The organism is Anaerococcus cruorum (assembly GCF_046365495.1).
Taxonomy (GTDB): domain Bacteria; phylum Bacillota; class Clostridia; order Tissierellales; family Peptoniphilaceae; genus Anaerococcus; species Anaerococcus cruorum.
Genome location: NZ_JBGMEH010000003.1, coordinates 150,334 through 163,852 on the forward strand (window position 1 = coordinate 150,334; position 13,519 = coordinate 163,852).

Below are 13,519 nucleotides of genomic sequence, written 5' to 3' on the forward strand. Positions count from 1 at the left end.
TAAACTATTCTCATAAAGTATCATTTAAATGAAAGAATGGCTTTTAAGATTTCTTTTAAAATCCTAAAGGCCACCTGTTTCAACACTTTTATAACCTATCATCTAAATTTCTTGTCATCAATACCACTGTCTCAACATGCATAGTCTGAGGAAACATATCCACTGCCTTGATTTTTTCTAATTTATATCCCCTATCCACAAATCTTTTTATATCACGAGCTAATGTCTGTGGATTACATGAGATATAAACAATTTTATCAATACCAGAGTTTGCTATTGTCTTTACTACTTCTTTATCTAAGCCGGCCCTTGGTGGGTCTACTGTTACTGCGTCTATTTTTTCTTTTTTTATGAAATTACTATCTATAAATCTTGCATTTTTGGCTATGAACTTATAGTTTTTTAGCCCATTTCTTTTAGCATTTTCTTTAGCATCTTTTATAGCATTTTTATTTATTTCTACACCTACTATATTATCATCATTTATGGACATGGAGCTGGTTGCAGATCCGCAGTAGAGGTCTAGGAGTTTTTGATTTTCTCCTAAAAAATCTCTTGCTATCCCATATAAATTTTCTATCTGATAATCATTTACTTGGTAAAAATCATTGGCGCTTATTTTAAATTCTTTTTGACCAATTTTATAATCTAGGTAACCTGATCCACTGATAATAATTAAATCTCTACCGAATAATAAATTGATATTGTAAATGCTATTTGAATATTTTTCTTTTATGTATGCAATGGCATTTGTATCAAAATTTCCTTGAAGGTTTAATAATATATTGTTTTTGCTTGCTCTAATAGATATTTCTTCTATGATGCCTTCAAATTTTTGATTGATATCTATGCTTATTTTCTCAATATCAGATAAATTTTCAGATATTATTTTATTGGCTATAAGGCAGTCTTTTATTCTTACCATTTTTTTAGAATAAGTTTCTAAATAGTTTAATCCACCATCTTTATCTACTTGCAAGCGAATTTTGTTTCTATACCTAAATTCTGGGCTTGCAACAATTTCTAAATCATCTAAAACTATGCTGGCTGATTTTTTTAGAGCATTTTTTATTAAATTCTTTTTTAACTTAATTTGGGTTTCATAATTGATATCCATTATAGAACAACCTCCACATTCATAAAAATATGGACATGGAGGTTTTCTTTGATAATCACTTTTTATTTTTGTATTTATTTTTCTAGCTTCCAAGAAATTTTTCTTTTCTACTATAATTTCGGCATCTAGAGTTTCACCATACACTGCATTTTCCACAAAGACTGTTTTGCCTTCAGTGCGTGCTACTCCTCTGCCATCTTGGAGGATATCAATTATCTGAATGTCTTTTAAAATCATTAGATAACTTTTGATTCTCCTTTATAAATTACGCCACCGATTGGATCTACTGTTATGGTATCTCCATCTTTTACAAGGTTACGGATATTAAAGGCACCTACTACTGCTGGTAAGTTAAAGTGTACTGCTGCAATGGCAGTATGGCTTGTTAGTCCACCTTCTTCTGTAACTATTGCACTTGCTTTTTGGATATATTCTGTAATATCAGCATCGGTGAATTTAGCAACTATGATATCGCCTTCTTCAAATTTTTCTTCTAATTCTTTTTGTGTTGATGCTAGGCATACTTTTCCTGAAACAGATTTTGTTCCTATACCTGTACCACTTGTGATTATATCGCCTATAGTGTGAACTTTAATTAGGTTTGAGTTTCCAGATATACCTAGTGGAATACCTGCTGTTACTACTGTAAGATCTCCTTCTGAAACAAATCCTTCATTGATTGCTCCAAAAATAGCGCGATCTATAAGTTCATCTGTTTCTTGAGCATCTTGGATAACAATTGGATATACTCCCCAAACAACTGATAGTTGACGAGCTACTCTTTCTGTTGTTGTAGCTGCAATAGAGTTTGTTTTTGGTTTAAATTTAGAGATTACTCTTGAAGTATTACCACTTGCTGTACATGAAATAATTGCTTTTGCATCTAATGTTTCTGCAAGGTCACAAGTATTTTTTGCAATAGCATTTGTTGTTGTGAATGATGATGAAATATTTGTTTGGTAAATATTTTCTTTAAAGTCATCAGATAATTCTGTTGTAATACAAATATCTCTCATAGTACGAACAGCTTCTACTGGATATTTTCCTCCAGCTGTTTCCCCAGAAAGCATTACACAGTCTGTACCATCTATAATAGCATTTGCAACATCAGTGGTTTCTGCTCTAGTTGGTCTTGGATTTCTAATCATAGAGTCAAGCATTTGAGTTGCAGTTATAACTGGTTTTGCAGCTTTGTTTACTTTTCTAATGATTTCTTTTTGAACTATTGGGATAAGTTCTGTTCTTATTTCTACACCAAGGTCCCCACGTGCAACCATGATTCCATCGGATGCTTCAATAATTTCTTCGATATTATCTACACCTTCTTGAGATTCGATTTTAGAAATGATTTTGATGTGTTCTCCACCATTATCTTCTAGAATACGTCTAATTTCATAAACGTCTTCTTTTTTACGTACGAAAGATGCTGCTATTAAGTCAATATCATTTTCTATACCAAATTTTATATCTTCAATATCTTTTGGTGTTATTGCTGGAAGGTTTGTTTTTGAACCTGGTAAGTTTACACCCTTATGATTTGAAAGAATTCCGTTATTAAGGGCTTTACAAATAACATCTGTTCCGTCTACTATTTCTGTAACTTCTAATTGTACTAGACCATCATCAATATATATAATTGATCCTGGTTCTACATCATTTGGAAGTCCTTCATATGAAACTGAAACTATATCTTCTGTACCTTCGACATCACGTGTAGTTAGAGTAAATACATCATCAGGTTTTAGATAAACTTCATCTACGTTAAAGTTACCAGTTCTAATTTCTGGTCCCTTTGTATCTAGCATAATCGCAACTGGAACATTTAATTTCCTTCTTACTTTTCTAATTGTTTTAATTTTTGCTAAGTGTTCTTCATGCGTTCCGTGGGAAAAGTTTAATCTTGCGACATTCATTCCACTGTTTATAAGTTCTTCAAGGATTTCTGGTGATTCTGATGAAGGTCCTATTGTACAAACAATTTTGGTTTTTTTAAGTATATCTGGTACTTGATTCATTATTAACTCCTTTACTTATTATTTTGATAAGTTATTTGCTAATTCATATAAATGTTCATTAAATTGAGATTTTGTATTTACTGCATCATCTATATTAACCTCAACAATTTTACCATCTACATAACCTATAGCAAGGTTTGTTTTCTCTTCTAAAAGTAATTCTACAGCACGAGCTCCCATTGTCGAGCCTAGTAACCTATCGGCAACTGATGGTGAGCCCCCTCTTTGTACGTGGCCTAGTACAGTTACTTTTGTTTCTATACCTGTTTTTTCTTCTAATTCTTTTGCAATAGAATATGGATCTCCTACTCCTTCTGCAAGAGTAATAAGATGGTGAAGTTTTCCTCTTTTTCTACCATGTTCCATTTTTGCAACTATATCATCTATAGAAAATTCATGTTCTGGCACAATAATAGATTCTGCTCCACCTGCAAGACCTGAGTACAAAGCTAAGTCTCCGCAATTTCTACCCATTACTTCTACTACAACTGCTCTACCATGGGAGCTAGATGTATCACGAAGTTTTCCTATAGCATCACTTACAGTTTCCATTGCTGTAAAAAATCCAATTGTAAAATCGGTATAGCCCATATCATTATCTATAGTTCCTGGGATTCCAACTGTTTTTATACCCAAATCTGATAGAGCTTTTGCCCCCTTAAATGAACCATCACCACCAATTACAATTAGCCCTTCTATTCCATAATCAGATAATATTTGAGCTGCTCTTTGTTGACCCTCTTTGTTTGTAAATTCGGTAGATCTAGCAGTTCCTAGGATAGTACCTCCTTTATGGATAATATCAGCAACTGATGATACATTCATTTCATAAATGTCACCTTTCATCAATCCATCGTATCCATTTCGGATGCCCTTTATTCTCATGCCATTATTTAAGGCAGATCTTACTGCTGCTCTTATAGCCGAGTTCATACCAGGTGCATCGCCACCGCTAGTTAAAATACCAATAGTATTCATATAAACTCCTTATTCTAACTTAACATTTTCTTTTCCTAAAAATTGTTCTAACTTTTTAATATTTTGGCTGCTGGTATCCACCCACAACCTTTTATCAAGTTTAAAGGATTTTTTGCGATCAGCAAAATAAACCACAACTGGAGTTTGACCACTATAATCCTTTAACACCTCTCTTAGACCATTATACTCTTTATAATCAGTTTTTAAGTACAAAGTCTTAAAATCTAAATTTTCTAAGTCCACAAATTCTTGGGATAATAACTTTACATCGTCATCGTCTACTTGTAATTTACCCTTAACAAGGACCACCTTATCATCTTCAATTAGATTTCTATATTGCTTGTAAGTTTCTGGGAATATTACCACTTCTATTGAACCGTATAGATCTTCTATATTTACAAATGCCATAAGGCTTCTCTTTTTGGTCATTATCTCTGATTTATTAGTAATAATTCCAGCCATAGTTACAAACCTATTATCTAAATTTAGTATTTGCTGATCAGTAAGCTCATCTCTGTAATTTGTTCTAAAATTTATAGTATTTTTTAATTTATCACTAGCTTCACTTAAAGGATGGTCAGAAATATAAAAGCCTAACACATCTTTTTCTAGAGATAGCTTTACATTTTTTGGATACTCACTAATATCTGGGAAAGTTATATCACTAGTTTGATTTTTACTTTCATCAGCCATATCCAATAAATTCATTTGCCCCTTTACATTTATTTTTTGACCTTCGTGGATATTGGTCATTGCTTTTTCATAAACGGCCATAAGTTTTGAACGAGCATATCCCATGCTATCAAAGGCACCTGATTTGACTAATGATTCTAAACCTTTTTTATTTAATGCCCTGCTATCATAGGCCTCTACTCTTTCTAAAAAGTCTTTGAAATTTAAAAACTTTCCATCACTTTCTCGAGCTGCTATTATTGCATTGATAAAGTTTATACCAAGATTTTTTATTCCTGATAGACCAAATATAATCTTCCCTTCTTTTGCAAAAAACTTTTGATAAGATAGGTTTACATCTGGGGCGATTACTTCTATGCCCATAGATTTTGCCTCGCTTACGTATAAATATAGTTTTGAAGCACTATCCATGACTGAGGAAATAAGATTTGCCATATATTCTTCTGGATAATAATATTTTAAATATGCTGTTTGAGCTGCCACTAGCGAATAAGCAGCTGAGTGAGATTTATTAAAGGCATATTTTGCAAAGGAAATCATTTCATCATAAATTTTGTTGGCAGCAGACTCACTAACTCCATTTCTTACACAACCTGGAACTACGATATCGCCATTTTCATCTACCTTACCGTGGACAAAGACTTCCCTATTTGCTTCCATTATGTCCATTTTTTTCTTACTCATCGCTCGTCTTAGGTTGTCAGCTTCTCCTAGAGAAAATCCTCCAAGTTGCTGGACAATCTGCATTACTTGCTCTTGGTAAACTATAATACCATAGGTAACACTTAAAATAGGTTTTAATTTCTCATCTATATATCTTACATCTTCTGGATGGTTTTTATTGTGAATATAGGTAGGAATCTCATCCATAGGTCCTGGCCTAAAGAGAGAGTTTGCCGCAACTAAATCATCAAAAACTGTGGGCTTTAAATTTTTAAGAAAGTTTCTCATCCCAGGTGATTCAAATTGGAAAAGTCCTATAGTTTTTGCCTTATTAAACTGGTCTATGATATTTGGATCATTTTCATCGATAGCTTCTATATCAATCTCTACCCCATGATTTGTTTTTACATCTTTTATGGTATCTTTAATAACTGTAAGATTTCGAAGACCTAAAAAGTCCATTTTTAGTAGACCCAGCTCTTCTATCTCTGTCATATTAAATTGGGTTACTACCTGATTGTTGGATAAGGCTAAAGGAACAATATCTGTAAGTATTTCCTTACTCATTACCACACCTGCAGCATGAATGGATGTATGGCGAGGAAGCGCTTCTACTTTTCTTGCAGTATCTATTAGCCTTTTACTTTCGGCATCATTTTCATAAGCCTCACGAAATTTATCTGATTCTTCTAAGGCTCTATCTAGGGTCATATTTATTACAGCAGGTACTAATTTTGCAATTTTATCTACCTTACCATAAGAAATATCTAATACACGTCCCACATCACGGATGGCATTTCTCGCCTGCATCCTACCAAAGGTTATGATTTGAGATACGTGGTCTCGCCCGTATAGCTCATTTACATATTCTACAACTTCATCACGTCTGACATAATCAAAATCTATATCTATATCAGGCATGGAAACTCTTTCTGGATTTAAAAATCTCTCAAAAATAAGATTATATTTTAAAGGATCAATTTGAGTTATATCTAGGGCATAAGAAACCAAAGACCCTGCAGCAGATCCACGGCCCGGCCCAACTGCTATATCATGCTCACGGGCAAATCTTACAAAGTCCCATACAATTAAGAAATAATCTATATAACCCATGTTATTGATTACATTTATTTCTTTCATAGCACGGGCTCTGATTTCTTCATCTACATTTTCATATTTTCTAGCAAGTCCCTCATCAACTAATTGGGTGAGATATTCTAGATTTGTCATATTTTCTGGCAATTTTGAAAAATATGGCAAGTGGGGATTGTGAAACTCTATTTCAACATTGCACATATCGGCAATTTTATTGGTATTTTCAATGGCTCTTTCATAATTTTTAAAAATAGCATGCATTTCATCAGGTGACTTCAGGTAAAATTCATCACATGGCATCTTCATCCTATCATCTTCCTTTAAAAGAGCTCCTGTTTGTATACATAATAAAACATCCTGGTAGTAGCTATCTTCTCTATTTATATAATGAGCATCATTTGTAGCTACTAGTTCTATATCTAGGTCTTCATGCATTTTAACTAAGACTTCATTGACTTTTTTTTGCTCTGGTAGACCATGATTCTGTAATTCTAAATAATAGTTTTCCCTACCAAATACTTCTGTATATTTTTTTGCAGTTTCATAGGCTCCTTCAATATCATTTTCTAAGATTCTTTGGTTGACCTCTCCACTTAAGCATGCACTTAGAGCTATGATATCTTCTGAATAACCTTTTATAAAATCTAGGTCCACACGCGGTTTATAATAATATCCATTCACATAAGCTTCAGATACTATTTTTAAAAGATTTTGATAGCCATTATTATTTTTTGCTAGCAAAATCAAATGATAATATCTTTTATTACTAGGATCTTTTAAGGTATGGTCTTTTTCGCTTATATAAACTTCGCAACCTATAATTGGTTTTATACCCGCTGACGTAGCTTTTTTATAAAACTCGATTACTCCATACATTTGCCCATGGTCAGTTATGGCAAGAGAGTCCATGCCATATGATTTGGCTTTTTCAATTAGTTGGTCTATCCTAGAAAAACCATCTAATAAAGAATATTCAGTATGCACATGTAAGTGAGTAAATTTATTTTCCATTATTTATCTCCAATTAAAAAGATTTGCTTATCACAAATCTTCAGCCATTTTTATAAATTTTTGTAGCCTATAATTTACCTTTGATTTGCTCATAGGTGGATCTACCATAGCTCCTAGCTCCTCTATAGATGCGTAGGGATTGGCTAGTCTTAGTTCGCCTATTTCTACCATATCATCAGCCAGTTTATAAAACTCATTTGCCTTTATCAAAAGATTTATAGCATCTACTTGTTTTAAAGATGCATTTACTGTCCTATCTATATTTGCCTTATCAAAGTTTGTCTGCCTATTGATATCATTTCTAATAGAACGCATAGCCCTTACATTTTCTAGTTCAAAAAGTGATTTATTAGCTTCTATGAGAGCTAAAAAATCTGAAATCTTGTCGCTATCTTTTATATAAACTACATAGCAATCTTTTTTTATATTTACCTTAGGATTAAGCTCAAATACTTCCATGGACTTTTTTAATAAGTCAGCACCTTCTTTATCCCCTGTGGAAATTTCTAAGTTGTAACCTCTTTGAGGATCATTGACTGATCCTTTAAAAACAAAGGCAGTCTTTAAAAATGATTTTATAGCATCAAATGACACATCTTCTAAATCAATAGACTTATTTATAAAAAAATCATTGCTCTTTTCTATAATATCTTCAGAAATCGGATTATCATCAATAAGCACTGTAAAAAGTCTATCACCATTGACCAAGTCTTTTATTTCAAAAACTGAGGAGTAATCGTATGTGTTTTTTATTATATTGTAAATATATCTGGCTTCTGTATTTGAATAAGTTTTAAAAACTATATTGTAACCGCCATTAGATATCCTTATAGAACCTATAAAGTTTAATACACATAAAAGCTCTGCTTCTGGATTTATTGGTTCTTTTTTAAGTACTTCTTTTTTACATCTTTTAGAAAAAGACATGTCATCACCTAGTTAGTCAATTTACTTTTAACCTTATCTATTGTTTCTTGATCTACCTTTGCATATAAAAGATAATCTTCAAAAGTTTTATATTTTCTTTCGATATATTCATAGGCTTCTTTCATAGCATAAGGATTTGTTATCCTAAATACAGAAAACGGTTCGTCCTCATCATATCTTTCGATATAACCTAAATGGGCAGCAGAAATTTCATAGTCTGCAATTATATCGGCTCTACCAACATTTGCAAGTCCCATAAGGATCATAGAAATAATTCCTGTACGGTCCTTGCCTTCTTGGCAGTGAAATAAAGTTGCCCCATCAGTATTTGCAAATACTTCCATAATCTCTTTTATTTTAGGAAAATTATCGATTAGATTTCTATAAGTTGATCCTATAGATACTTCTCTATTAATAATTTGCTCTATTTCTTCCCTGCGAAATTCATCATTGGGTGCTAGAGATATGTTATTAAAGTTAAAGTTATCAGTGATTTTTTTATGTTCAATACTATCAAAAGGGATTTCTCTATCTCTTCTTAAATCGATTATAGATTCTATCCCATAATCTTTTAAAATTTCTATTTCGCTATCACTGATATCATCTAGATTTGCAGTCCTTAAAAACTTATTCCATTGTGTTACCTTACCATCTATTGTAGGCACGCCGCCTAAGTCTCTTGCATTTTTTATATTTTTTAAAGGTAGTCTTTTATAATACTGCATTTCACCACTTTTCCTTATCTCTATGTTTTTTTATTACTATGTAATCTTCATTTTTTAATTTTTTATAAATACGTTCAGTCATATAAACTGACCTATGTTTACCTCCAGTACATCCAAAGGCTATTGTAACTGTATTTTTACCTTGATTTTTAAATTCTGGTATAAGGTAGTTTATGAGTTTATAAACATCACTTTCAAATTGGTCAAGTATTGGAAATTGATCCAAGTATTTCTTAAGCTTATTATCCGTCCCATTTAAAGGCCTTAGCTCATCAATGTAGAAAGGATTTGGAAGAAATCTCATATCAAATACATAGTCAAAGTCTTCACTAATGCCATTTTTGTAGCCAAATGAAAGTAGGTTTACAATCATCGAATCTTTTTTATCTAAAGAATTTTCTATAACTTTTTTTAATTCTTTAGCTGTATAATTACTGGTATCTATAAATCTATCTGAAATCTGTCTAATATCTTTTAATAGTTCTTTTTCTTTTCCTATCCCATCAGATACATTTCCAAATTCTCCTAAAGGATGTGGGCGGCGGAGTTCATTATATCTTTTTAAAATCATAGAATCACTGCAATATACATAAATTATCTCAGTGTCAGGATTTTTTTCTTTTAAAGATATAAATGACTGGTACATATTGCTATCTAAATTATGAGATCTAAAATCAATAACCACTGCCATTTTTTCTATGGGATTTTCTTGGGTTTCGTTTAGTTCTATAAACTTTTCAACCAAGTATGCTGGCGAGTTATCCATGGCGTAGTAGCCCATATCTTCATAAGATCTTAGAGCTGTAGTTTTTCCTGAGCCGCTTAAACCAGTAATTATTTTAAGTTTCATTATAATTCTCCGATTAATTTAACCTCACGTTCTAAAGTAAAACCTGTTTTTTCATAAACTATAGCTGCCACTTCTTCTATAAAAGCAAGCATTTCACTACATGTTGCATTACCAGCATTAATTATAAATCCACAGTGTTTTTCACTTACTTGGCAGTCCCCTACCCTATATCCACGAAGTCCACATTCATCTATTAGTTTAGATGCATAGGAACCTTCTGGTCTTTTAAAGGTGGAACCAGCTGATTTTTTATCAAGAGGCTGTTTTGTTTCGCGCCTATTGGTATAATCTTCATATTTTAAAACTGCTTCATCTAAACTATCTGGTAAAAGCTCAAAGGTTGCAGATGAAACTATCAAATCTTGCTCAAATATTTTTGAATGCCTATAAGAAAAATTCATCTCTTCATTAGTAAAGTTGTATTCATTGCCTTCAAAGTCAAAGGCTCTTACACTTACACACACATCTTTTATTTCTTTTCCATAAGCACCAGCATTCATAGAAACTGCTCCACCAATAGTTCCTGGTATACCAGAAATCTCTTCCATACCAGTTAAATGGTTGGCTATTGATGTTGTTGCAGCTTTATTTAAAGAAGTTCCTGCAAGCACAGTCATAGTTGTTCCATCTAATGTTATATCATCATAATTATCTGATAAAACTAAAACACAACCACGAATACCCTTATCTGTTATAAGTAAGTTTGATCCAAGACCTATTACTGTTGTTGGAATGTCATTTTCATAATTAAATTTTAATAAGTTTTTTAATTCATCTTCAGTTCTTGGTTTTATAAGCACATCAGCAGGACCGCCTATGCCCCAAGTTGTATAATCTTTTAAAGGTTCGTCAAAAAGTATTTCTCCAAATCTCTTTTTCTCATAAATAGATTTGTAATCCATATTTCCTCCTAGATTTAATAAATTAAATCAAAGTTTTCTATCTAAATTACTATACCGTAATTTGAAATCTTTGTTTATTATAAAAAAATTTGTAATTTGAGTAAATTATTGGTAAAATAATAAAGATTAATTGTAAAAGCTAGGAGGTGTTTATATGGCAAAAGTATGCGAAGTTTGTGGTAAAGGAACAAAAGCAGGTAAAACTGTAACTTTCTCACACAAAATCAACAACAGAACTTTTAAACCAAATGTGCATAGAGTAAGAGCTATAGTAGATGGATCTCCAAAATCAATCAATGTATGTACTAAATGTTTAAAATCTGGAAGAGTACAAAAAGCATAATCGAATGCTTTTTTTATTTTGAATTCAAAATAAAACCACTAGGAATCATCCTAGTGGTCTTTTTTTATCTAGATAGAGCCATCTCTATCCCAGAATCTTTGTTTAGTTAAGTTTTCTATAAATTTATCTATCTCTTTACTGTCTTTGGTTACCATTACACCATCTGCTTTTTGCTTATCTTCAGCTAGTATGTCTGTCGCATCTCCTATAATCCATAGTGGTTTATAGTGTTTAAATGTCTCATCTACGAATTCACCTACATTTTTCTTAAAGTCATGGCTAGGTTTTTCTGGTACTACTACAATAAGAGCGTCTTCTAGTACTGGATGTACTGTTTCGTATCTATGAGTTACCATTACACCATCTTTTGTATCTTGTAAGTTTTCTTGAATGATTTCTGGCTTTGCTTTTTTATCTTTAAGAGCTTTTGTAAGTCCTTTAAAGTCAAAGTCATCTTCATCATCAGAATAGATACCTACTTTTAAAGTATCTGGCTTAAAGATTGTTTTTTCTTGTGAGAATTCTGGCATTCTAACTTTTAGAGCTTCCTTAGTAGGTTTAACACCTGCTGGATCAAATCCTCTTTCAGCATCTGGTGAGTCAGCACCTATATTTTTAGCAATTTCTTTAGCTAAGTCCTCATCAACATTGGCAAACATATCTACTACATTTTGTCTTATCTCTGGTCTTTTAACCTTTGCAAGTTCAAATGAGAAAGCATTTTTAATATGCTCTTGTTCTACTTCACTTAGTGATTTATAGAATGCTGTAGCTTGGCTAAAGTGGTCTCTAAAGCTATCTGCACGAGCTTGGATTTTTCTAGCATCTATTTTTTCTTGGTAGTGTTCATAGCCACCTTCTTCAGGTTTTGCATAGTATGGTGATTGGTCATCAATAGTCGATTTCATATAAGAAACTGGTCCTTTTGGAATCATATGTTGGTGCCATCCATCTCTTTGGTTGTTGTGAACATCTACTATTGGCCTATTAATTGGAATTTGTGCAAAGTTTGGTCCACCAAGTCTGATTAGTTGTGTATCAGTATATGAGAATAATCTACCTTGAAGTAATGGGTCATTTGAAAAATCAATACCTGGCACTACATTACCTGGGTTAAAGGCAACCTGTTCAGTTTCTGCAAAGTAGTTGTCTACGTTTTTATTTAAAGTAATCTCACCAATTTTGATTTTTTCAATATCTTCTTCTGGCCAAACTTTTGTAGGGTCTAAGATATCAAAGTCAAAATCAAATTCTTTTTCTTCTGGTAAAAGTTGTACACAGAAATCCCAAACTGGATAGTCCCCTTCATCAATTGCATCATAAAGATCTTTTCTATGGCTATCTGGGTCATTACCAGAAACTTTTAAAGTCTCATCCCAAACTCTTGAGTGCACACCTAGTTGTGGATTCCATTGGAATCTTACAAAAGTTCCCTTTCCTTCTGCATTTACAAATCTATAAGTATGGATACCAAATCCATCAATCATTCTAAGAGATCTAGGTATTGCTCTATCACTCATTTGCCACATTGTCATGTGCGCTGACTCTTGGTTACGGCTTACAAAATCCCAAAAAGTATCATGAGCTGATTGGGCTTGTGGTACTTCTGTATCTGGTTCTGGTTTTACAGCGTGAACAAAGTCAGGGAATTTGATTGCATCTTGGATGATGAAAACTGGCATATTGTTACCAACTAAGTCATAGTTTCCTTCATCAGTATAAAATTTTAGAGCAAAGCCACGTACGTCACGAGGGGTATCAGTGGAACCTCTAAAACCTGCTACTGTAGAAATTCTTGTAAATAAAGCTGTTTCTTTACCTTCTTCAGTAAATAAACCAGCCTTAGTATATTCGCTCATATCTTTGGTACATTTAAATACACCATGAGCCCCAACACCACGAGCGTGAACTATTCTTTCTGGTATTCTTTCGTGGTCAAAGTGCTGCATTTTTTCTCTAAAGTGAAAGTCTTCTATAAGAGTTGGTCCTCTTTCTCCAGCCTTTAGAGAAAATTCATCTTCAGCTATTTTTAATCCCTTATTTGTAGTAAATGCTTGGTCTTTATTATCAACTTTATGGTTTTTTAATTGTTTTTGTTTATCATTATCAGCAACTCCTTTTACCTTATCTAAGTCCGGCGGAGTTAGAGGGGCTTTTTTAAAATTGTGCTTTTGATTTTTATCATCTTTTTTAGCCATTG

Annotated in this window: 10 protein-coding genes; 1 reads left to right on the forward strand and 9 read right to left on the reverse strand. The window is 32.6% G+C overall.

Translation table 11 applies throughout. From position 1 onward, the window contains the following. Positions 1-88: 88 nt before the first annotated feature. Genes rlmD through murB form a run of 8 tightly spaced genes read right to left on the reverse strand, consistent with a single transcriptional unit; the run spans position 89 to position 10,976 of the window. Positions 89-1,354, reverse strand: coding sequence for a 23S rRNA (uracil(1939)-C(5))-methyltransferase RlmD (gene rlmD, locus ACCQ40_RS03870; RefSeq protein WP_410032679.1), 1,266 nt, complete (start codon positions 1,352-1,354; stop codon positions 89-91). Beyond that, positions 1,354-3,132, reverse strand: a complete 1,779-nt coding sequence (gene pyk / locus ACCQ40_RS03875) for a pyruvate kinase (RefSeq protein WP_410032680.1) — start codon at positions 3,130-3,132, stop codon at positions 1,354-1,356. The genes rlmD and pyk overlap by 1 nt, the downstream gene beginning before the upstream one ends. 18 nt (positions 3,133-3,150) lie before the next feature. Beyond that, complete coding sequence (gene pfkA / locus ACCQ40_RS03880) at positions 3,151-4,110, reverse strand: 6-phosphofructokinase (RefSeq protein ID WP_410032681.1); 960 nt, start codon at positions 4,108-4,110, stop codon at positions 3,151-3,153. A gap of 9 nt (positions 4,111-4,119) precedes the next feature. Further along, the gene (locus tag ACCQ40_RS03885) at positions 4,120-7,572 is read right to left on the reverse strand and encodes a DNA polymerase III subunit alpha (RefSeq protein WP_410032682.1); all 3,453 of its coding nucleotides are present in this window, start codon (positions 7,570-7,572) and stop codon (positions 4,120-4,122) included. 30 nt (positions 7,573-7,602) lie between these two features. Continuing rightward, positions 7,603-8,499 carry a DNA-binding protein WhiA gene (whiA, locus tag ACCQ40_RS03890; protein ID WP_410032683.1) on the reverse strand — a complete coding sequence of 299 codons (897 nt, stop codon included), beginning with the start codon at positions 8,497-8,499 and terminating at the stop codon, positions 7,603-7,605. Positions 8,500-8,507: 8 nt separating this feature from the next. Continuing rightward, positions 8,508-9,224, reverse strand: a complete 717-nt coding sequence (locus ACCQ40_RS03895; RefSeq protein WP_410032684.1) for a tyrosine-protein phosphatase — start codon at positions 9,222-9,224, stop codon at positions 8,508-8,510. Between the two features lies 1 nt (position 9,225). Continuing rightward, entirely contained in the window at positions 9,226-10,074 is an 849-nt protein-coding gene (gene rapZ / locus ACCQ40_RS03900) for an RNase adapter RapZ (protein WP_410032686.1), read from the reverse strand. Next, a complete protein-coding gene (murB, locus tag ACCQ40_RS03905) occupies positions 10,074-10,976 on the reverse strand; it encodes a UDP-N-acetylmuramate dehydrogenase (RefSeq protein ID WP_410032687.1) in 903 nt (300 codons plus the stop codon). The genes rapZ and murB overlap by 1 nt, the downstream gene beginning before the upstream one ends. A 154-nt stretch (positions 10,977-11,130) precedes the next feature. Here murB and rpmB point away from each other — a divergent pair, with 154 nt between their 5' ends. Then, entirely contained in the window at positions 11,131-11,319 is a 189-nt protein-coding gene (gene rpmB, locus ACCQ40_RS03910; RefSeq protein ID WP_394011777.1) for a 50S ribosomal protein L28, read from the forward strand. A 68-nt stretch (positions 11,320-11,387) separates the two neighbouring features. Here rpmB and ACCQ40_RS03915 read toward each other — a convergent pair whose 3' ends face one another. Next, positions 11,388-13,517 carry a catalase gene (locus tag ACCQ40_RS03915; RefSeq protein WP_410032688.1) on the reverse strand — a complete coding sequence of 710 codons (2,130 nt, stop codon included), beginning with the start codon at positions 13,515-13,517 and terminating at the stop codon, positions 11,388-11,390. Between the last annotated feature and the right edge of the window lie 2 nt (positions 13,518-13,519).